The sequence below is a fragment of the Arthrobacter sp. NPDC080073 genome (genome assembly GCF_040686575.1).
In the GTDB taxonomy this organism is placed as follows: domain Bacteria; phylum Actinomycetota; class Actinomycetes; order Actinomycetales; family Micrococcaceae; genus Arthrobacter.
Genome location: NZ_JBFBKR010000009.1, coordinates 153820 through 174479, shown reverse-complemented (window position 1 = coordinate 174479; position 20660 = coordinate 153820). Strand labels below are relative to the sequence as shown.

16 protein-coding genes and 2 tRNA genes are annotated in these 20660 nt (G+C 64.4%); 14 read left to right on the top strand and 4 right to left on the bottom strand.

The window, feature by feature from the left end:
- Window positions 1-199 precede the first annotated feature (199 nt).
- From AB0O52_RS12730 to AB0O52_RS12700, 7 genes are all read left to right on the top strand, one after another.
- Window positions 200-3004, top strand: coding sequence for an FtsX-like permease family protein (locus AB0O52_RS12730; protein ID WP_364538036.1), 2805 nt, complete (start codon window positions 200-202; stop codon window positions 3002-3004).
- On the top strand, window positions 3001-3756 hold the full coding sequence (locus tag AB0O52_RS12725) for an ATP-binding cassette domain-containing protein (RefSeq protein ID WP_364538034.1): 756 nt from the start codon (window positions 3001-3003) through the stop codon (window positions 3754-3756). Before AB0O52_RS12730 ends, AB0O52_RS12725 begins: the two co-directional genes overlap by 4 nt.
- Window positions 3757-3833: 77 nt before the next feature.
- The gene (gene metG, locus AB0O52_RS12720; RefSeq protein WP_364538032.1) at window positions 3834-5393 is read left to right on the top strand and encodes a methionine--tRNA ligase; all 1560 of its coding nucleotides are present in this window, start codon (window positions 3834-3836) and stop codon (window positions 5391-5393) included.
- 879 nt (window positions 5394-6272) lie between these two features.
- On the top strand, window positions 6273-7016 hold the full coding sequence (locus tag AB0O52_RS12715) for a hypothetical protein (RefSeq protein ID WP_364538030.1): 744 nt from the start codon (window positions 6273-6275) through the stop codon (window positions 7014-7016).
- A gap of 351 nt (window positions 7017-7367) precedes the next feature.
- Window positions 7368-7793, top strand: coding sequence for a class F sortase (locus tag AB0O52_RS12710; RefSeq protein ID WP_364538028.1), 426 nt, complete (start codon window positions 7368-7370; stop codon window positions 7791-7793).
- A 71-nt stretch (window positions 7794-7864) separates the two neighbouring features.
- A complete protein-coding gene (locus AB0O52_RS12705; RefSeq protein WP_364538058.1) occupies window positions 7865-8956 on the top strand; it encodes a 3-isopropylmalate dehydrogenase in 1092 nt (363 codons plus the stop codon).
- 135 nt (window positions 8957-9091) lie between these two features.
- Complete coding sequence (locus AB0O52_RS12700; RefSeq protein WP_364538026.1) at window positions 9092-10204, top strand: branched-chain amino acid aminotransferase; 1113 nt, start codon at window positions 9092-9094, stop codon at window positions 10202-10204.
- 59 nt (window positions 10205-10263) lie between these two features.
- Here AB0O52_RS12700 and AB0O52_RS12695 read toward each other — a convergent pair whose 3' ends face one another.
- Window positions 10264-10995, bottom strand: a complete 732-nt coding sequence (locus tag AB0O52_RS12695) for an SGNH/GDSL hydrolase family protein (RefSeq protein WP_364538024.1) — start codon at window positions 10993-10995, stop codon at window positions 10264-10266.
- A gap of 151 nt (window positions 10996-11146) precedes the next feature.
- On the opposite strand from AB0O52_RS12695, the gene AB0O52_RS12690 reads away from it, so the two are divergent.
- From AB0O52_RS12690 to AB0O52_RS12675, 4 genes are all read left to right on the top strand, one after another.
- Window positions 11147-11929, top strand: a complete 783-nt coding sequence (locus AB0O52_RS12690) for an MBL fold metallo-hydrolase (protein WP_364538023.1) — start codon at window positions 11147-11149, stop codon at window positions 11927-11929.
- A 55-nt stretch (window positions 11930-11984) separates the two neighbouring features.
- Window positions 11985-12761: a fumarylacetoacetate hydrolase family protein gene (locus AB0O52_RS12685; RefSeq protein WP_241707477.1), complete on the top strand. Its 777-nt coding sequence runs from the start codon at window positions 11985-11987 to the stop codon at window positions 12759-12761.
- Between the two features lie 86 nt (window positions 12762-12847).
- Window positions 12848-14362 carry a glutamate--tRNA ligase gene (gene gltX / locus AB0O52_RS12680; protein WP_364538022.1) on the top strand — a complete coding sequence of 505 codons (1515 nt, stop codon included), beginning with the start codon at window positions 12848-12850 and terminating at the stop codon, window positions 14360-14362.
- A 12-nt stretch (window positions 14363-14374) separates the two neighbouring features.
- The gene (locus AB0O52_RS12675; protein WP_364538021.1) at window positions 14375-15088 is read left to right on the top strand and encodes an HAD family hydrolase; all 714 of its coding nucleotides are present in this window, start codon (window positions 14375-14377) and stop codon (window positions 15086-15088) included.
- Window positions 15089-15099: 11 nt separating this feature from the next.
- Here the strand turns inward: AB0O52_RS12675 and AB0O52_RS12670 are convergent, their stop codons facing one another.
- Window positions 15100-16563 (bottom strand): hypothetical protein, encoded by a 1464-nt coding sequence (locus AB0O52_RS12670; RefSeq protein ID WP_364538020.1) that lies wholly within the window; start codon window positions 16561-16563, stop codon window positions 15100-15102.
- Window positions 16564-16903: 340 nt separating this feature from the next.
- Here AB0O52_RS12670 and AB0O52_RS12665 point away from each other — a divergent pair.
- A tRNA-Gln gene (locus AB0O52_RS12665) sits at window positions 16904-16975 on the top strand.
- Window positions 16976-17135: 160 nt separating this feature from the next.
- Window positions 17136-17208: transfer RNA gene (locus AB0O52_RS12660), tRNA-Glu, on the top strand.
- A gap of 531 nt (window positions 17209-17739) precedes the next feature.
- Here the strand turns inward: AB0O52_RS12660 and AB0O52_RS12655 are convergent.
- Window positions 17740-18306, bottom strand: coding sequence for a DUF1697 domain-containing protein (locus tag AB0O52_RS12655; protein ID WP_364538019.1), 567 nt, complete (start codon window positions 18304-18306; stop codon window positions 17740-17742).
- Between the two features lie 62 nt (window positions 18307-18368).
- Window positions 18369-19088 carry an IclR family transcriptional regulator gene (locus tag AB0O52_RS12650; RefSeq protein ID WP_028264661.1) on the bottom strand — a complete coding sequence of 240 codons (720 nt, stop codon included), beginning with the start codon at window positions 19086-19088 and terminating at the stop codon, window positions 18369-18371.
- Between the two features lie 112 nt (window positions 19089-19200).
- On the opposite strand from AB0O52_RS12650, the gene leuC reads away from it, so the two are divergent.
- Window positions 19201-20655 carry a 3-isopropylmalate dehydratase large subunit gene (gene leuC / locus AB0O52_RS12645; protein ID WP_364538018.1) on the top strand — a complete coding sequence of 485 codons (1455 nt, stop codon included), beginning with the start codon at window positions 19201-19203 and terminating at the stop codon, window positions 20653-20655.
- Window positions 20656-20660 lie beyond the last annotated feature (5 nt).

Sequence of the window (20660 nt, the reverse complement as noted above, 5' to 3'; positions counted from 1 at the left end):
TTTGAGCTAGAAAAGTGTGCCGCAGTTCACATCGGCCACATATTATTGGCCGGTCTGCCTACAATGGCTTGGTCCGAAATTCGGAACCGGCGGCAGGCCGGCCAATATCTTTTGCACGCACCCGGTGGATTCCTCTTGCCTCGGCATGATTCCAAGGTCAGCAGTGTGCACACCCGCAATCCAGGACTCAGGGAGCCCTATGAACGCCGTCCAGAGGTTCATCCGAAGCCGTGTGCTTCTGTTGACCGCGGCCATTTTGATCGTCGCCATGTGTTTGTCCGTCTTCATCCAGAGCCAGTCGCAGGCCGCGCTGAACCGGACGGTGGATGAGAACTCCCGCGGCCTGTACGACATCCTGGTCCAGGCCAAGTCCGCGAATACCAAGGACGGCGGGGCACTCCTCCAGCCGGACATCGCGAACGGCCAGGGCGGCATCAGCTTCCCGCAACTGGAGAAGATCCGCGGGCTGAGCGGTGCGGCGGTCGCGGCGCCCATCAGCCTCGTTTCCCGGGTGACACAGAACCTGGAAACCCCGCGTCTGGATGCAATGGACTACCTTGGCTACAACGCCGGGCTGGCCGGCGGAGCCACCGCGGGGGATCCGACCGGAACGGACTCCAAGAGCTGGCCCGCGCCGGAATCCGTGCTTCCAGCGCAGCCCAAGAAGTACCGCCTGACTGCCACTGCCGTGAGCTCCGACGGAGTGTCCCAGCAAACCCTCTTCCAGACCAGCGCTGAAGGCACGCTCGGCAAGGGGCAGGTCGTCGAGCAGCAGACCGCCGGTGGCAAGAGCATCCGCATTGCCGGCCCTGCGGGGGAGACCGGCATCAAGTTCCCTGCTCCTGCCGGTGGCTCCGAACACAACCTCTTCAACCTTTCCGTGGCGCTGCCCATGGCTCCGCAGGTCACAGAGTCGGTGGTCGCCGTCGATCCGACCGCTGAACGCGCCCTCCTGGGCTCGGCCGGAGACTTCCTTGCACCGCTGCAAAAGGCGCCGCCGGCCGACACCCGCAACGCCGGTGCGATCGGCCGCTACTTCGAACAACTCTTCGCCAAGAGCCCCACGCAGCAGGAACTCGAACAAGGCCCGGATTTCATGGGTGTCAAGCTCAAATACTGGGCACCCCTCATGACCCAATACCAGCAGGCAAAGCTGTCCGGCCAGATCACGGATGCCTCGCAAGCCATTCCTTTGATCGTCCGCCAGGGAACCTCACTGGATCTGAAGTACTCGGTCAAGATCGAGGAAATCGACAATTCGGGCAAGGTCGTCAACGACGTCGGCACTGTCTCGCGCTCCCTGGACAAGGACTACCTGCCGTTCGTGTCGAAGTCGCCGTTCGCCCTGTCCTGGCCAGGATCCACGGACCACAGCCAGTTGCTCGGTAACACGGGCAACTTCAGCCAAGGCCTGTACCAGCCGGCCCAGTGGAGCACGGACTTCGCAGCCGCACCCAAGTACAAGGACGGCGAAACTTCCGCGAATGGAGCCGTCGGCAAGTCCGCCATACCGGGGGACTGGGTTACCGTCAACAAGCTGCCCGAGAAGTCGGCCTTCGGGGCGATCGTGGACCAGAGCCAGCGCAAGCCTGTCGACGAGCGCTCGTACCGGGAGAACCTTGCCACCGGATCGAAGCCCGCTACCCCGCTGCCGATGGTCTACGGGACGTTCGATCCGGCCCAGATCCAGAAAGCAGCAGGCGATGTGAACAAGCTGCCCCTGGGTGGCTACGACCCGGCCCCGATGACGCTCCAGAAGGACGCGTCCGGCAATGCCACGTCAGCCATGGGCCTCAAGCCCTCGCTGAGCGCAACCGGCCTGGTCAGCCAGTCCGCCGGGGCCATTACCGACTACTACGGCCTCGCCGCCGCCCGCGGTTACGATTCCAACGCCAACGTGATCGACGCCGTCCGGGTCCGCGCCAGCGCGCCAGGCAACTGGAAGCAAGCCCAACCGGAGGTCGACAAGCTCGCAGCCCAGATCCGCGACATGGGCCTGGAAGCCACAGTGGTGGCCGGCTCCGCGCGGGAAGACGCCAACATCTTCGTCCCGGGATACTCCAAGGACGACGCCGGCAAGGAATCCGCGCTGGGCACGGTCCAGCAGTCGTGGGTTCGGCAGGATGCCGCCGATGCCGTATCCGGTTCCCTGACGGGCACCAATATCACCCTCCTCTTCCTGACGCTGTGCGGGGCCACCCTCCTGACCGGCGCTTCCACAGTCAGCTATATCCGCCAGCGACGCAGCGAGGCGGGGATCCTCCGCGCCATGGGCTGGACCCAAAGGAAGATCCGAAGTTGGGTCCTGGAGGAATTCGGCATCGGGGCGGGGATCGTCGCCGTGGCAGGCATTGCGCTGAGCCTTTTGAGCTGGAACCTGGCCACGGTCATTGTTTCCGCGTCGGTATTGCTCATTTACTGCGCTGCCGCCTATGTCGCGGCCCAGCAATTGCGGCACCGGGACGTCGTTGACCAGGAACCCCAACACGATGAACGACTGATACCGGTGGATTCACCGCTGACGTTTGCGTACCGCCAGCTGGTCACCCACCGTTTCAGCTCATTGGCGCTGGCCGTGGCCGTGGGCGTGTTCGGTGCGGCCGTTGGTGCCCTGATCGCCTTGCTTATTGACATCCCGCGGGCAGCTGGAGCCAGCGCCCTCAGCGGGCTCGCCTCCGCCACCATCGCGCTGCCGAGCGTCATCCTGGCAGTCTGCGGGGTGCTCGTGGGCCTCGTGTTGACCTTGGTCACGGGTCGGTTCGAACTCCAGGCCAGGCGCGAACAGCTCGGCACGCTCCGGGCCATGGGCTGGAACCCGGACATGCTGGGGCAGGTCCGATTCTTCGAAAATGCCTTGGTCGGAGCCGTGGCCCTGATCCTGGGCGTCCTGGGGGCGCTGGGCCTGGGCCTGCTGCTCGCCCCCTATGCCGCACTGTGGGCCGCCTTGGCCGGTGTGCTGGCCGTAATTTGCTGGATTCCCATTGCAACGAAAGTGGTCAAATGACTGACAATCTCAAACCCGATCTGACTGCGACCACGGAATCCACCGACGAGTCGTTCCAGACCCGCGCCAACACCATCGTGCGGGCTTCGGACCACGGCATGCCCCTGCAGTTGAGCAACATCACCATCCGCTACGGCGGTGACAAGGGTGGCGCGGAGCCGGTCACCGTCGTCGAGGACTTCAACCTGACCCTGCACGCCGGTGAGATGCACTGCGTCGCCGGGCGAAGCGGCTCAGGCAAGACCAGCATCCTGACAGTCGGAGCGGGACTGACGCTCCCGACGTCGGGCCGCGTCCTCTGGGAGGGCGACTCCCTCGAGAAGATGGGCGACGACGAAATCGCCGACCGCCGCCGCGCGCTGATCGGGTACGTGGACCAGGGCGGCGCCTTGATCGACGGCATGAGCGCTTTGGAGAATGTGCTGCTGCCTGCCGTTCCCGACGGCGAGGTGGAGCAGCGCACCGAAATGGCCAAGGACCTGCTGGACCTTGTGGGGCTGGGCCGGCGCATGCGGCATCGTCCGGCGCAGCTGTCCGGCGGTGAACGCCAGCGTGTTGCGATCGCCCGGGCCCTGATCCTGGGCACCCGCGTGCTGGTGGTCGACGAACCAACGGCCAGCCTGGACCGTACCTCCGCAAACCGCATCATCAGCATCCTGAAGGACACCACCAAGGACGGGATTGCGGTGCTCGTGGCGTCGCACGACCACGAGCTTGTCAGGCTCAGCGATACGCTGACTGAATTGAACTAGCAGCCGATGCCTCCGGACCGGCCGTCATATGCGGCCGGTCCGGTCTTTCCATCTCCAAGAGAAGGTAACTTCGTAGAGTGACGTCTCCAGATAAACCCCCGTTCTACATCACCACAGCCATTACGTACCCGAACGGCGAGCCGCATATCGGGCATGCCTACGAGTACATCGCCACCGATGCGATGGCCCGGTTCAAGCGCCTCGACGGCTACGACGTGATGTTCCTGACCGGTACGGACGAGCACGGCATGAAGATTGCCCAGGCGGCGGAGAAGGAAGGCATCACGCCGAAGGAACTCGTGGACCGGAATGCCGAAATCTACAAGGCCGCCCACGCTGCCTTGGGCATCTCCTACGACCGCTTCATCCGAACCACGGACGCCGATCACTACGCCGCTTCGCAAGCCATCTGGAAGAAGATGGAAGCCAAGGGGGACATTTACCTGTCCAAGTACGAGGGCTGGTACTCGGTCCGCGACGAGGCTTATTACACCGAGGACGAGACCGTACTGAAGGACGACGGCGTCCGCTACTCGCGCGGTACCGACACCGAAGTGACGTGGACCGCCGAGGAGAGCTACTTCTTCCGCTTGTCCTCCTACCAGGACAAGTTGTTGGCCTTGTACGAGGAGCAGCCGGAATTCGGCGCTCCCCAGTACCGCTTCAACGAGGTCATCAGCTTCGTCAAGCAGGGGCTGCAGGACTTGTCGATCAGCCGGACGACTTTCGACTGGGGTGTCCCGGTGCCGGGGAACGACAAGCACGTTATGTACGTGTGGGTTGATGCCCTGACCAATTACCTGACGGGCATCGGCTACCCGGATGCCGAATCGGAGGCGTTCCGTAAGTTCTGGCCCGCGGACGTCCACGTCATCGGCAAGGACATCTCGCGGTTCCATGCGATCTTCTGGCCCGCCTTCCTGATGAGCGCAGGCCTGGAGTTGCCTAAGCGCGTCATGATCCATGGCTTCCTGACCAACAACGGGGTCAAGATGTCGAAGTCCCTCGGCAACGTGGTGTCTCCGAAGGACTTCGTCGACCAGTACGGGCTGGACCAGGTGCGCTTCTTCTTCCTTCGGGAAGTACCCTTCGGCGCCGACGGCAGCTACAACCACGAGGCGATCGTGGGCCGCATGAACGCAGACCTCGCCAACAACTTCGGCAACCTGGCCCAGCGTTCGCTGTCCATGGTGGCCAAGAACTGCGAAGGCAAGGTTCCCGTTCCCGGCGATTTCTCGGCAGAGGACACCGCGCTGCTGGCCCAGGCCGCGGGACTGCTGGACGCGGCCCGCGCCGCTTTCGAGAAGCAGGAATTCAGCCGGGCCCTCGAGGCAATCTGGGCCGTGCTGGGCGACACCAATGCGTACTTCGCCGAGCAGGCCCCGTGGGTGCTGCGCAAGACCGACGTCGAGCGCATGAACACGGTCCTGTACGTCACGCTGGAGGTTGTCCGCATCGTGGCGATCCTCACCCAGCCGGTCATGCCGACGTCGGCCGCCAAGCTGCTTGAGGTGCTGGGACAGCCGGAAGGCGAGGCCCGCCAGTTCGCGGCCATCGCAACGCCGATCCTCCCCGGCACTGAGCTCCCGGCCCCGGCCCCGGTCTTCCCGCGTTACGAGGAGCCCGCCGAGTCCTAGACGCCCGCTGACTTATGCTGCCTTTTGGGCGGACGCCCGCTCACTTAAGCCGTCTTTTGGGCGGACGCCCGCTCACTTAAGCTGCGCGTGACACCCCCTCACCCCACCGGGTGAGGGGGTGTTCTTTTTCCTGGTCGCATGACCGGTCGATGTCCTGCCTCGTTGCTGGAGCCGGTGCAGTTCATAGTCCTGAATGTCCGAACAACCGCGCTTAGCGTGGCGAGGACAATCCCCAGTGATTTTCGTGGCGCGGCAGCGACCAATTCGCTGCTTGTGGCCATCGAACTTTCGAACCATCCGAACGTGGTGGTCCACGTGGCCGGGGTCGGCTCCGGGGCGGGGATACGGCGCTGTCCAACTCGCATGCCCAAAACTTCTTCAGGGACCTGCACCCGTACATCGCTCATCGCGTAGCCCACCACCCCTCGACACCTCCGCGCCGCGTCACGCCGAGCACGTTTTCGGTGCGCTCAACGGACTGCGAGCCCGGGATTCCGGGGTTTCGGAGCAGTGTTGGCGCCAAAAATGTGCATGGCGTGACGCGGTGCCGAATTGGCGGGGCCCTGCGGCGGATCCGACGGGCGGCCGGACTTCCAAGTGGTACCTTCGCGCCAGCGAGTGGAGATCCAGCCGGAGCAGGTAGCGGCCCGGATAAGGCGGTCCGGAGCCTACCTGTAAACGCGTACCCGCCACTCGCGTTAATTAGTTGCCGGAAACCTAGCCTGAAAAGCAAGCGAACTGATGACACTTTCTGGGGAGTAACTGTCAAGATTCATCTCGCTGGTTGAGGTCTCCCGTATTCGTCTTTCCTGGGTCTCGAAGACGGTTACTCCCGCAAAGTCTGGTCAGCTCGAACCTGACGTGGTTGGAGGGACCGAAATGAAACGAACTATTGCCACCATGGGGGTTGTGGGCCTGGGATTGCTGGGCGCCACAGTGTCGGCGAATGCTGCACCCTCAGACAAGATCACCATCTGTCACGCCACTCATTCGGCGTCGAACCCGTACGTCGCAGTGACCATCAGCCTGTCGGCGCTGTCCGAGCATGTCACGGACACTGCCGACATCGTTCCCGCAAACGCGGGCGACTTCATGCCCAACGGTCAAAATCTGACCCCGGAGAACATCGCCATCCTTAACGCCGGCTGCGTCGTCGCGAGCCCGCCGGTAACGAGCCCGCCGGTGGATCCGGTGACCAGCCCGCCGGTGACGAGCCCGCCTGTGACCAGCCCGCCGGTGGATCCGCCGGTAACAAGCCCGCCGGTAACAAGCCCGCCGGTGGATCCTGTGACAAGCCCGCCGGTGGATCCGGTGGTCAACCCGCCCGTGAGCCCGGGGGTTCCTGTGGAGCAGCTTGAGCCAGTCGCGCCGCCGGCAGTCACGCCTGTGGTTCCACCCGTCGCTGCCCCCGCAGCCCCCACCCCCGCGGCTGCCGGAGCCGGTGCCGCAGCCGCGCCGGACCCCTCGATAACCAACGTGGGCTATAACGTCCAGACGGCCGTTGGCGGGAAGGCGGAAGCAGGTATCCCGGGTTGGCTCGCCAGCCTGACTGCCCTCTTCAGTGCAGTGGCCGCGTTTGTCGTAGTGAGGAGCGGCGTGCGGGCCCGGAAGGCCCACCGCTAGCCAAACCCCGATGGGTGCCGCAATGGAGTGTGCGGCACCCATCCACCTTCTAAGCAGTCTCCGGGAGGGATCATGGGAAGTCACCGTTACGCGCGGCAGCCCCGATTAGCCGGCATCGGTGGACTACTCATCAGTTCCAGGGATCTCCTCCTGTTGGCGCTTTGCCTCGGGGGGCTGCTTGCGTCCTGGCTCGTTTACGGTGCATCGGGCTCAGCGAATCCGCCCGCGTCCAACTCAGGGCAGCCGGCGCTTTCGTCGCCGGCTCCTGCGGTCACGCCCGGGCCGAGCCGTGCGACGGCGGGCGCTCGTGCCACCGGGCCCCGAACGCCTCTGCCTGCGGCATCGGCCCCATTGCAGGTTACCTACCCTGCGGTTGGCCTCAACGTGGTGGTTCACCCGCTGCGGCCGGACCCGGCTGGCGGGCAGAACATTGAGCCGCCGGAGACCATGGATGGATACTGGCTCAGTCCGTTCGGAACCCCTGGAGCCGGCTCGACGAATACCACTTACGTGATCGGGCACAGTTGGGAAGGCCTCGACGCGCCGTTCAACCATCTCAGCAATGCAGCAGCTCCCGGGGATGAGCTCAAAGTCGCCACTGCGACGGGAACATTGACGTACAAAGTCGAATCCGTCACGACATACGCAAAATCCACTTTGAAAGACAGTCCCGTCTGGATGGCCGTGCCCAACCGCCTCGTTCTGATCAGCTGCTACACGCAGGATCTCTGGGGCAAGAATGTCGCAGTGGTCGCTTCACTTGTTCCCGGCCAATAGGGCCAGTAGCTCCTCGCTGAGGGTGCCACAAGACCGCCGGACGCTCAAATGGTGAGACGATTTTGACCAACATGTGGATGCATTGGCAGTCTGAAAACATGAGCGCAACGCAACCTGCCGCAACGATCAACCTGGCTGTCATTCCCGGCGACGGCATTGGCCCCGAAGTCATTGCCGAAGCCCTCAAGGTCCTGGAAAAGGTCGTCGCCGAAGAAGGCGTCACCTTGGAGCAGACCGAATACAAGCTTGGAGCCCAGCACTGGCTCGAAACCGGCGAAACCCTCCCGGATGAGGTCCTGGCCGATCTGCGCACCCGCGATGCCATCCTGTTCGGCGCCGTCGGTGCCGCCCCGGGGGACACCCGCATCCCTTCCGGAATCATCGAACGCGAGATGCTGCTCAAGCTCCGCTTCAGCCTGGACCACTTTGTGAACCTGCGCCCCTCGCGGCTCTATGGCACGGTGGGCAGCCCGCTGGCCAACCCGGGCAACATCGATTTCATCGTGGTCCGAGAAGGCACCGAAGGCCCGTACGTCGGCAATGGCGGCACGCTGCGCGGCGGGACTCCGCATGAGGTTGCCACCGAAGTGTCGCTCAATACGGCCCACGGCGTCGAGCGCGTTGTCCGGGACGCCTTCCGCCGCGCGAGCGAGCGTCCCCGCAAGCACGTCACCCTCGTCCACAAGCACAACGTCCTGGTCTTCGCCGGCCACTTGTGGAAGCGCACTGTTGAGGCCGTGGCCAAGGAATTCCCCGAGGTCACCCACGACTACCTGCACATCGACGCCGCGACGATCTTCATGGTGACCGATCCCTCCCGCTTCGACGTGATCGTCACCGACAACCTCTTCGGAGACATCATCACCGATCTCGCCGCGGCCATCACAGGCGGCATCGGGCTGGCAGCCTCGGGAAACATCAACATGGACCGCACCGCGCCCTCCATGTTCGAACCCGTCCACGGTTCCGCCCCGGACATCGCCGGACAGCAGAAAGCGGATCCCACCGCTGCCATCCTGTCCGCGGCCTTGTTGCTGGACCACCTCGGCTACACGATCGCTGCCCGCAGGATCGAAGCCGCCGTCGTCGCCGACATCGAAAGCCGCAACGGCGATGGCCGCAGCACCGCGGCCATCGGCGACGCGATCGCGGCCGCGCTTTAGGGCCTGCACTGGCACTTCAGGGTCTGTGCCCGGGCGTAAGCTTTACTTGAATTATTTACCTGCTGCCGTGGTCCGTCGCTGAACCATATCCTCCAAGAGATGGTTCGCTCTGCCTGGTAGCCGACTGGAGGAAACATGACTCAGACTGCCCACGGCGTCGAATTCAGCCAGCAGCTTTCGGTGACCCCGAAGTCTGCTGAGGAGCGTGCAGCTATCCTGGCAAACCCGGGATTTGGCGACTACTTCACCGACAACACCGTCATTGTCGACTACAGCGTTGACGCAGAGGGCAAGGGCGGCTGGCACAGCGCCCGCGTCGAGGCCTACGGACCGATTTCACTGGATCCTTCGGCGGCAGTGCTGCACTACGGCCAGGAGATCTTCGAAGGCCTGAAGGCATACCGCCACGCTGACGGCTCAGTGTGGACGTTCCGTCCCGAGGCCAACGCCGCGCGCCTGAACAAGTCGGCCCGCCGCCTGGCCCTCCCGGAACTGCCCGAGGAATACTTCCTCGGCGCCATCCGCGAACTCGTGCAGGCGGACAAGGAATGGGTTCCGTCCGGCGACGGCGAAGCCCTGTACTTGCGCCCGTTCATGATCGCGACTGAGGCATTCCTGGGTGTCCGCGCCGCCCGCGAGGTCTCCTTCCGGGTCATCGCCTCTCCGGCCGGGAACTACTTCGGCGGCGAACTCAAGCCGGTGTCGATCTGGATCTCCCGTGAGTACGCGCGCGCAGGGCGTGGCGGAACCGGTGCGGCCAAGTGCGGTGGAAACTACGCCGCTTCGCTGATTGCCCAGATGGAAGCCGAGGAGAACGGCTGCAAGCAGGTCCTCTTCCTGGACCACTTCAACGACGACGCCGTCGAGGAACTCGGGGGCATGAACGTCTTCTTCGTCATGAAGGACGGCTCACTCGCCACTCCCGCACTCACCGGAACCATCCTTGAAGGCGTGACCCGTTCTTCCGTCATCCAGGTGGCGAAGGACATGGGCCGCGAGGTTTCCGAGCGCACGATCACGCTCGCAGAATGGCGCGAGGGTGTGGCTTCCGGCGACATCGCCGAGGTCTTCGCTTGCGGAACCGCGGCCGTCATCACCCCGATCGGCGTGCTCAAGGACAAGACCGAGTTCATCGGCTCCGAGGACGCCAAGGCGGGCGAAACCACCATGGCCATCCGCCGGCAGTTGCTCGGCATCCAGACCGGAACAGTCGAGGACAAGCACGGCTGGCTCACCCGCCTGGCATAAGGTTCAGCAGAGCGCCCGACGGCGGCCTCCCACTTTGGTGGGCGGGTCGCCGTCGCCGTTTAACCAGCGAGCGGGGTGTGACCGGGGCCGGCTTGCTGGATCCGCGCTCCGATGAGGGCTTCCATCTTGGCCTGCAAATACTGCTGGCCCGCCGCGGACGGGTGATCGCCGTCGGGACCAATGAGGTCTGCGGCATCGTCCATGATCCAGCCGAGGTCGATCGGATCAACGAAGTCGGCGCCGGCGTTCAGGGCAGCGGCTTTGTCCTGGTCGCGGATATCGAGCCTTTCCGCTTCGGGCGTGCTCGTGTACGACGGCGGCCCGACCACCAGGATGTCGGCTTGGGGAGCGCGGGACTTGACTGAGGCGAACGCCCGGGCGGCCGCAGCCTCGGTTTCTCCCGGGGCGGTGCCCATGTCGTTTTCCGAACCAAAGAACAACACCAAGCGGGTCTCGTCGGTTACCGCCGTGTCCACTTGGGAACCGAAGGTCGACCCGTTCCCGCCAACGCTGACATAGCCGCTGCCGTCATGCGCGGCATTGACGATGGTCGCTTGGAACTGTTGAAAACCGGGATCGTTCTCCACCAGATTGGGCCAGGCCTCGGCAGGGGAGGTCCCGTGGCCCGTGCTGAGGGAGTCTCCGATGATCACCACGGTGGCCTGGGCCGCCGCCGACCGGGGCCCAGTGTCGGAGGAACAAGCGCTGAGGAATGCGAGGACCGAAAAGCAGACGGTGGCGATCGCCGTCGTCGTCCGCAGAAGTTCCCGTCGTCGTGTGTGACTCCGCAACAATTCAACTCCTCCTTCGCAACTGTCCGCCTGTATCCGTCCCAGTGCTTTGGCTCCATGGTACGTCGTGTGCCGTGCCTGCCTCTTGGCTCCTGCCTCTTCGAACAGGGCTTCCCGGCTCCGGCCGCTTGGCTTGTGCCAAGATGGAGAAGTGAATCCGGTCAAAGACGCCTCTTTCCAGACCAGCAGCCCGCTCACCCGTTCGCTGCTCGCGCCCAATCCGGGTCCGATGAGCCTCGAAGGCACCAACTCGTACGTCATCGCCGCCCCGGATGCTGCCGGGGTTGTCGTCGTCGATCCCGGGCCGCTCGACGAATCGCACCTCGCGGCCTTGGCCGCCACGGGAACTGTGGAGCTTGTTCTCATCACCCATCGCCACAAGGACCATACGGAGGCCTCCGCGCGCTTCCACGAACTCACCGGCGCGCCCGTCCGTGCAGCGGATCCTGCGCACTGCCACGGCGGCGAACCGTTGCGGGGCGGCGAGGTCATCGAGGCTGCAGGCGTTCAGATCCGGGTGCTCGCCACGCCGGGCCATACGTCGGATTCGGTCTGCTTCCACCTTCCAGGTGACGGACCGGAAGGATCGGTACTGACGGGCGATACCATCCTCGGACGCGGAACGACCGTCCTGGACTATCCCGACGGAAGGCTGGGGGACTACCTTTCCAGCCTCGACACCCTCGAAAGCCTTGGTCCTGCAACGCTATTGCCCGCGCATGGACCAGTTCTGCCGGCCGTCGACGCCGTGTGCCGCGAGTACCGGGCCCACAGGGAGATGCGGCTGGACCAGATCCGCGAAGCGCTGGGGCGGCTCGGTGCCCAAGCAGAGGTCCAGGCCGTCACCGATGCGGTGTATCCCGACGTCGATCCTTCCGTGCGGTGGGCAGCTGAAACCTCGGTGGCGGCGCAATTGGACTATCTGCGCGGCTAGCGGACACCTCCCGCAGCGCGCGTTGTCGCCGTCTGCGGACGGTACGCTAGAACCCATGCGTATCGCCCGGTTTGTTGTTGATTCTGATCCCGTCTACGGCGTCGTCGAAGGTGAGCCCGGCAGTGAAGTCATCACTGTCATCCACGGCGACCCCTTCTTCAACGGCGTCGAGCGGACCTCGGTCCGCCACAAGCTGGAAGACGTGCGCCTGCTGGCACCGATCATTCCGCGCAGCAAGGTCATCGGCGTAGGACGGAACTTTGCCGAGCATGCCCGGGAACTCGGCAATGAGGTCCCGCAGCACCCGCTGCTGTTCCTGAAGCCGAACACCGCGGTCGTCGGCCCCAACGATCCCATCGTGTTGCCCGAGTTCTCGGAGGAAGTCTCCTTCGAGGCGGAACTCTGCGTTGTCATTGGCCGCATTTGCAAGGATGTGCCCGAAGACCGGGTGGACGACGTCATTTTCGGCTACACCTGCGGAAACGACCTCACGGCCCGTGACGTTCAGAAGACGGACCTGCAATGGGCACGGGCCAAAGGCTTCGACACCTCCGCGCCGCTTGGCCCGTGGATCGAGACCGAACTCGACCCCGAGGACCTGGCCATCAAGGGCTGGCTCAACGGTGAACTCCGCCAGGACGGCAGCACGAACCAGATGATCCGCAGCGTGCGGGAACTCGTGTCGATCGTTTCGCAGGCTTTCACCTTGCTTCCGGGTGATGTCATCATGACCGGGACTCCTGCCGGCGTTGGCCTGGTCCAGGAGGGCGACCGCTACGAGATCGAGATCGAAGGCATCGGCCGCTTGTCCAACCCGGTAGTCCGCCGATAGAGGTTTGGCGGTCCGCCCGCGAGCGGCTTTCTGCCCGGCGGCCCTGGGCTTTCCGCCGGGCGGCACGGGGTAAAGTTGGAACCATTATGACTACTGTTGCTGCGTCGAACTTTGCCGCCATTCCTGCCGTGAACGCCGAAACCCCGGTCCGCGTCCGGTTCTGCCCCTCACCCACGGGAACTCCGCACGTCGGGTTGATCCGTACGGCCCTCTTCAACTGGGCCTACGCGCGGCACACCGGCGGCAAGCTGATTTTCCGGATCGAGGACACCGACTCGGCCCGCGACAGCGAGGAAAGCTACCACCAACTGCTTGACGCGTTGAAGTGGCTCGGCATCGACTGGGACGAGGGCGTTGAAGTGGGCGGCCCGCACGAACCGTACCGTCAGTCGCAGCGCAGCGACATGTACCAGGACGTCATCGCCAAGCTCAAGGCCGGGGGGCACATCTACGAGTCGTACTCCACCCCCGAGGAGATCGAATCTCGGCACCGCGCCGCCGGCCGCGATCCGAAGCTCGGTTACGACGGCTTTGACCGCCACGTTACCGAGGAGCAGCTCGCCCAGTACAAGGCCGAGGGCCGCAATGCCGTGTTGCGCCTGCGCATGCCGGACGAAGACCTGACCTTCAACGACCTGGTGCGCGGGGAGATCACGTTCAAGGCGGGCTCCGTGCCCGACTTTGCAGTGGTTCGTGCCAACGGAGCCCCGCTGTACACGCTGGTGAACCCTGTTGATGACGCACTCATGGGTATAACTCACGTCCTGCGTGGCGAAGACCTGCTCAGCTCCACTCCGCGGCAGATCGCCCTGTACCGTGCGCTCTACGCCATCGGCGTGGCCGAGTACATGCCCGAGTTCGGCCACCTTCCCTACGTCATGGGCCAGGGCAACAAGAAGCTTTCCAAGCGTGATCCGGAATCCAGCCTCTTCCTGCACCGTGAACGGGGCTTCATCCGCGAAGGGTTGCTCAACTACCTGTCCCTTCTGGGCTGGTCCCTGAGCGCCGACGAGGACATCTTCACCGTGGAGCAGCTCGTGGCCAACTTCGACATCCACGACGTCCTGGGCAACCCGGCGCGCTTCGATATCAAGAAGGCCGAAGCCATCAACGGAACGCATGTGCGCATGCTTGCTCCCGAAGACTTCCGCGAGCGGCTCGTGCCGTACCTGCGTGCCGCCGGCTTTGTGGGGGAGATCCTGACTCCCCGCCAGGAAGAGATCCTTGCCGAGGCAGCACCCCTGATCCAGGAACGGATCACCCTGCTGGGCGAGGCTCCCGAGATGCTCGCCTTCCTGTTCAAGAACGACGATGCGATCGACGTCGCCGACGACGCCCGCAAGGGTCTCCCCGAGAACCTGGGCGAGGTGCTGGACGCCGCGTTGGCTGCATTGGAACCCCTCGCCGACTGGACAGCAGAAAGCATCCAGGCAGCGCTCAAGCAGGCCTTGGTGGAGGACCTAGGCATCAAGCCGCGCCTCGCGTTCGGCCCCGTGCGCACGGCAATCTCGGGGCGCCGCATCTCGCCGCCGCTGTTCGAATCCATGGTCATCCTGGGCAAGGATTCCTCGCTCACCCGCTTGCGCGCATTTCGCGGCTAGTTCAGGCACTCCGTGATCAACGCGCTTCATGAGTCATTCGGCACGGTCCGGGGTGTCCTGTTCGACATCGACGACACCCTGGTGGACCTTGAGTACGCCATGACCACGGCCCTGCGTGACGTGAGCGAACACCTCCTGCCCGGCCTGGACCAGGCCGGGTGGGAGAAGTTCGGACGGATCTTCACGCACGAAACCACGCATTTCTATGACCGGTACCTCGCCGGTGAATTGACGTTCAACGAACAGCGCCTCCTGCGCGGCCGCGCGGCCCTGGGGCATTTCGGCGTGGAACTGGGAGGCGAGGACTCCCACACGTGGCTCAATGACTACTCGCGCCTGCAGCCCAGTTATGTCAGGGCCTTCAGCGATGTCCTGCCCGTCCTCGATGCACTGGACGCCGCGGGCATCCCCTATGGCGCCGTAAGCAACAACGTCCATGACTACCAGCGGGTCAAGCTCGACAGTGCGGGACTCGCCCGGGTCTCCGTCCTGGTTGGAACTGACACTGTAGGCGTGCCCAAGCCGGACCCCGCCATTTACCTGGAAGGGGTCCGTCGCTTGGGCACCACCCCGGCCGAGACCCTTTTTGTAGGAGACAACCGCCTTCTCGACGCCGACGGCGCCACGGCCGCCGGATTGCTGGGCATCTGGCTGAACCGCACCGGCGAGCCCGCCTCCGACTTTTCCGGCCGGGAAATAGACTCCTTGACCCGGCTGCTCGCCTGAGGCTTCCGCAGCTACGCGCCCAGCCGGAACTTCCGCAGGAAGACGAACGTTCCGACCGAACCTGCTCCCAGGACGCCCACCAGTCCGAGCGCCGTGCCGGTGTCAGACTTTTCGGCCATGCTCGACGGCGATACCGCCGCAGCTCCCTGATGCAGTTCCGCTGTGCCCGCCGCGATTCGCGCATTTCCGTCCGCGAGTTTGTCGGCACCGGTGGACAATTGGGCCGAGCCCGCGGCCAGTTTGGCATTTCCATCGGACAACTTGGAGGCGCCCGCTGCCAACGCGGTGGAACCGTCCAGGAGACCGGGGGAGGCCGGATCAGCAGGGCTCCCCTTGATTCCCGTCATCAACGAATCCGTGCCCGCAGCCAGACGGGACGTCCCGTCCGTCATGCTGGCCGTCGCCTTGAGGAGCCCCGGATGCTCAGGGTCGCCGGGGACGCCATCCATTCCCACGCGGATCTTTGCGGTTCCATCGGCGAGCATTTGGGTTCCCAGAACCACGCCCGGGGACGCTGGATCCTGGCTGTTGAGCTTCTGGGCGAGAGTGGCGAAACCCGCCGTCAGCTTGCCGGTCCCCGCAGCGAGCTTCCCGGTGCCGTCGGCGAGCCGTCCGGTGCCGTCGTGCAGTTGCACCGCTCCGGCCGAAAGCTGGCCCGCTCCGGCCCGCAATTGCGAGGCTCCGGCGTCAAGGCGATGCGCGCCATCGTTGAGCGCATTGATCTGCGCTTTCAGAGCGGCCAGGGGCACCACGCCCTGGATCCCGTTGGCGGCGTCGGCGAGTTGCTGGAGGCCTTGGGCCAATGCGGCCGAGCCTGTTCCCTTGGTGGGATCGTCTCCGGCTCCCGGGTACCCTTTGAGCTGATCTGTGCCCGCCGCGAGCCTGGCCGCGCCCGCGTCGAGTTGGGCAGCACCGGCGTCGAGCTGGGCGGCTCCGTTGTTGAGCTGGTTCGCACCGTTGTTGAGTTGAGTGGCGCCGTCGCCGAGATTGTTTTCGGCGTTGCCGCCCGGCGTCGGAGTCAGCGCCGCGGAAAGCTGCACGGCACCGGCCGCGAGCTTCTGTGCGCCGTCGTCCACCTTGTAGACTCCCGGCGCAAGCTTGGCGTTGACGTCATTCTGGATTTTCGCGGCCCCGGTAGCGAGCTTGTCGGCTCCATCCTTCAACTGCTGGGCTCCCGGAGCCAGCTTGCCTTGGATTCCGTTTTGGACTTTTGACGCGCCATCCGCGAGCTTGGCCGCGCCGGTTCCGGCCTCCGCAGCTCCGCCCGCGAGCCGGGCCGCGCCGTCCTTGAGCTGGCCGGCGCCGGCGGATGCTTGACCTGCGCCGTCATTGAGCTGCGCCGATCCTGCCGCGATCTTCCCGATGACCAAGGTGTAGAAGGCGAAGAGCGCGATGAGCAGGAGGGCGAGCACGGCAATAGCGATTATCTGGGCACGGCTTCGTGTTCTGGTGGCAATTGCAGGGTGCGGTGTCATGGGCAATTCCTCTCGATGACTTCCTGACAGCGGCGCTGCTGTCAGGGATCCCCCCATGTGACGCAGCTAACAGGCGAATCGAGCTGCAGCTACGCCACGAAACAAGTGCATGGCATTGGTTACCGATTGGTAACTTACCGAGAGTAAACTTAAGATCCGGTTGATTGCAAGGGTTTTTCGTGCCGGGATCGACGTTGGCGGACCGCCGAGGGTGCGCGCCGGGCGGGCGAGGGCCTGCCGCTCGATTTGTGTGCATCGAAAGTCTCGGGTAAAGTAATTACTCGTGCTGAGGGGCGCGGAGCGAAGGTTTACGCCATCGAATCCAGCCTAAAAGTGCCAATGGGATATGGTGTAATTGGCAACACTACGGTTTCTGGTACCGTCATTCTAGGTTCGAGTCCTGGTATCCCAGCTCTGAATAATCCGCAGACTTATGCGGGAATTCGGAGTTTCAAAACGGTTCGCCGGTTTGAAACAATGTTGAATGTATGAAATACTCATTCAGCTTGAATGCCGGAAGCGGTATTCAAAAGTGTGGTAAATAGAAGTACAACTAGTTCGATAAAGTGCAAGGCCCCATCGTATAGCGGCCTAGTACGCCGCCCTCTCACGGCGGTAACGCGGGTTCGAATCCCGCTGGGGTCACAAAATGAATCCTCCGGAACCAACAGGTTCCGGGGGATTTTTCTTTGCCTCGGGTACGGGCCCGGAACCCTTGTTTGCCGTACCTTTCTCCCCATGTTTGCCGCCCGAAAGCCCCCAAATGTCGGGACTCGCCGTGTCGCAAGCGCTTTCCCTTCTCAAAAGCGGGGAGAACGGTATGGGAAGCCTCCCGGGAGAACAGCCACGCGCCTCCACGCCGTGACGGCCTCCAGGGGTCTGGGTCGCTTGGGCCGCCGTCCTGACCTTGTTTCCCGCACAAAAGCCCGGGAATGACGGGACTCGCCGTGTCGCAAGCGCTTTCCCATTCCAAAGAAGGTCAGGACAGCGCTCCGGCCGCTCAGGAGAACGGCCCCGCGCCTCCACGCCGTGATGGCGCCCTCCAGGGAGGTCTAGGTCGCTTGGGGCCGTACCTTTCTCCCCATGTTTGCCGCCCGAAAGCCCCCAAATGTCGGGACTCGCCGTGTCGCAAGCGCTTTCCCATTCCAAAAGAGGGGAGAACGGTACGGGAAGCCGCTAGGCGCTGTCTTTCTGAAGGGCCTCTGTGGCGTCCCTGACTTTGATGAGCGTGCGCAGGTTCCGGGTGGTTGTGCTCGCCTTGTAGCGGGCCTTTGCGGAGAGCTTGCTGAAGGGGCTGTCCAAGGTGCCTCCCGCCGGGGCGAGCCACGCAGAGGCCTCGGGGGCAAGCCGGACTTGCTCGACGCCGCCGTGCCCCGGGGCGCCGAGGGCCGTGCCGGCGTCGAACAGTTCGTCCAACATGGCCGTGTCGGAGGCGAGGGTGATGTAGCTGTGCGTGGTTTTGTCATCGGCCGGATAAGGGCAAGCTTCTACCAGTTGGGCAACCCGCTCCGCGCTCAGCACCACCACCCAGGCGTCATAGCCAAATGCTTCCCTCAAGCACTTTTCGCACTGCTCCTTGACTCCCGCCGCGTCGAGCTCGCTCCGGAGCACCACGTTGCCACTGGCCAGCAGGGTCTTGACGTCAGTGAAGGGGTACGCCTTGAGGGCTGCTTTGAGGTCGGCCATCTTGATGTTGATCCCGCCCACGTTGATCCCGCGCAGGAACACGGCAAAGCTGTTCATGCGCCTACCCTACCTGCGCCCATCAATAGGAAGGCGCCCATGGGCATAGAGGGGAGAAGCGCTTAGTCGTTGTTTTTGCGCAGCGCTTCGGTCAGTACCCGGGCGGCGTTGCAGACGACTTCGGCGTGGAGGCGTCCCGGCTGGCGGGTCAGGCGCTCGATTGGGCCAGAGATGGACACCGCAGCAATGACCCGACCTGAAGGCCCGCGCACGGGTGCGGAAACCGAGGCAACCCCGGGCTCGCGTTCGCCGAGGCTCTGGGCCCAGCCCCGGCGTCGTACTCCTGCCAGGACGGTCGGCGTGAACCGGGCGTTCTGGAGTCCGTCCAGGAGGCGGTCGTGGTCTTCCCAAGCCAGCAGGATCTGGGCGGCGGAGCCGGCCTTCATGGAAAGCTGGGTGCCCACGGGAATGGTGTCGCGCAGGCCGATGGGGCGTTCAGCCGAGGCGACGCAGACACGCCAGTCGCCCTGGCGCCGGAAGATTTGAGCGCTCTCTCCGGTGGCGTCGCGCAACTGGATCAAGACCGGGCCTGCAGAAGCGATGAGCCGGTCTTCGCCGGCCGCCGAAGCAAGCTCCACGAGGCGGCTGCCGAGGACAAAACGGCCTTGGATGTCACGGCTCACAAGGCGGTGGTGGACGAGCGCCAGCGCCAGCCGGTGCACGGTGGGGCGGGCCAGCCCTGTTGCTGCCACAAGTTGGGCCAAGGTGGTTGGCCCCGCCTCAAGCGCGTCGAGCACCTGGGCCGCTTTATCGATGACGCCGACTCCACTAGAATTGTCCATGTAATGATATTGCCGTCTCAATATCTGAGATGCAAGTTGTTTCGCTGGCGAAGTTCGGATCGCTGATGTTCAGTGGAAGTAATCAAGCCAACCGCAGTGAAGGGAGCAGGCCGTGGGAAAAACACTGGCCGAGAAAGTTTGGGATGCGCACGTGGTGCGCAAGGGCGAAGGCGAAGGAGCCAACGCCCAGCCCGATCTTCTGTTCATCGACCTGCACCTCGTGCATGAGGTGACCTCACCGCAGGCCTTTGAGGGTTTGCGCCTGGCCGGACGCACCCTGCGCCGCCCCGACCTCACCATCGCCACGGAAGACCACAACACGCCGACCCTGGACATCGACAAGCCGATCGCGGATCTGACCAGCCGCACGCAGATCCAGACCCTGCGCAACAACTGCAAGGAGTTCGGAGTCCGCCTGCACTCGCTCGGCGACGCCGAACAAGGCATTGTGCACGTCGTCGGCCCGCAGCTGGGCCTCACCCAGCCCGGCATGACGGTAGTCTGCGGCGATTCCCACACCTCGACCCACGGCGCCTTCGGGGCGCTCGCCATGGGCATCGGCACCTCCGAGGTGGAACATGTCATGGCCACCCAGACATTGTCCCTCAAGCCATTCAAGACCATGGCCATCAACGTTGAAGGCACCCTGCGCCCCGGCGTCTCGGCGAAGGACATCATCCTCGCAGTCATCGCCAAGATCGGCACAGGCGGCGGCCAGGGCTACGTGCTCGAGTACCGTGGCTCGGCCATCCGGGCGCTCTCCATGGATGCCCGCATGACCATCTGCAACATGTCCATCGAAGCTGGAGCCCGCGCTGGCTTGGTAGCTCCGGACCAGACGACCTACGACTACATGTACGGCCGCCCGCACGCCCCGCAGGGCGAGGAGTGGGATGCCGCCGTCGAATACTGGAACACGCTGCACACCGACGACGACGCCGCTTTCGATGTCGAGGTGGACCTCGACGCCGATACCTTGGAGCCGTTCGTGACCTGGGGGACCAACCCGGGACAGGGCGTTTCGCTCAACGAGGCCGTGCCGTTCCCCGGCGACTTCGGCGACGAGAACGCCAAGCTGGCGGCCGAGCGCGCGCTGCAGTACATGGGCCTCGAAGCCGGCACGCCCATGAAGGACATCCGGGTGGACACGGTCTTCCTCGGATCCTGCACCAACTCCCGCATCGAGGACCTCCGGGCCGCCGCCGATGTCATCCGCGGTCGGGAAAAGGACCCGAAGGTCCGGATGCTCGTGGTTCCCGGCTCGGCACGCGTCCGCCTTGAGGCCGAAGCAGAGGGCCTGGACAAGGTGTTCAAGGAATTCGGCGCTGAATGGCGCTTTGCCGGCTGCTCCATGTGCCTGGGCATGAATCCGGACCAGCTGGAACCGGGGGAGCGCTGCGCATCCACCTCGAACCGCAACTTCGAGGGCCGCCAGGGCAAGGGCGGCCGCACGCACTTGGTTTCGCCGGTGGTAGCTGCAGCCACGGCAGTACGCGGGACGCTGAGCTCGCCGTCGGACCTCGAGCCCGCCTCGGTGTCCGCATCCACCACCACCGACGCTGCCTAGGAGGA

Bases quoted from the DNA above. Each gene is read 5' to 3' on its own strand.
- AB0O52_RS12725 (WP_364538034.1), top strand. From the start codon at position 3,001: ATGACTGACAATCTCAAACCCGATCTGACTGCGACCACGGAATCCACC.
- AB0O52_RS12715 (WP_364538030.1), top strand. From the start codon at position 6,273: ATGAAACGAACTATTGCCACCATGGGGGTTGTGGGCCTGGGATTGCTG.
- AB0O52_RS12700 (WP_364538026.1), top strand. From the start codon at position 9,092: ATGACTCAGACTGCCCACGGCGTCGAATTCAGCCAGCAGCTTTCGGTG.
- AB0O52_RS12685 (WP_241707477.1), top strand. From the start codon at position 11,985: ATGCGTATCGCCCGGTTTGTTGTTGATTCTGATCCCGTCTACGGCGTC.
- gltX (WP_364538022.1), top strand. From the start codon at position 12,848: ATGACTACTGTTGCTGCGTCGAACTTTGCCGCCATTCCTGCCGTGAAC.
- AB0O52_RS12730 (WP_364538036.1), top strand. From the start codon at position 200: ATGAACGCCGTCCAGAGGTTCATCCGAAGCCGTGTGCTTCTGTTGACC.
- AB0O52_RS12670 (WP_364538020.1), bottom strand. From the start codon at position 16,563: ATGACACCGCACCCTGCAATTGCCACCAGAACACGAAGCCGTGCCCAG.
- AB0O52_RS12655 (WP_364538019.1), bottom strand. From the start codon at position 18,306: ATGAACAGCTTTGCCGTGTTCCTGCGCGGGATCAACGTGGGCGGGATC.
- AB0O52_RS12650 (WP_028264661.1), bottom strand. From the start codon at position 19,088: ATGGACAATTCTAGTGGAGTCGGCGTCATCGATAAAGCGGCCCAGGTG.
- AB0O52_RS12705 (WP_364538058.1), top strand. From the start codon at position 7,865: ATGTGGATGCATTGGCAGTCTGAAAACATGAGCGCAACGCAACCTGCC.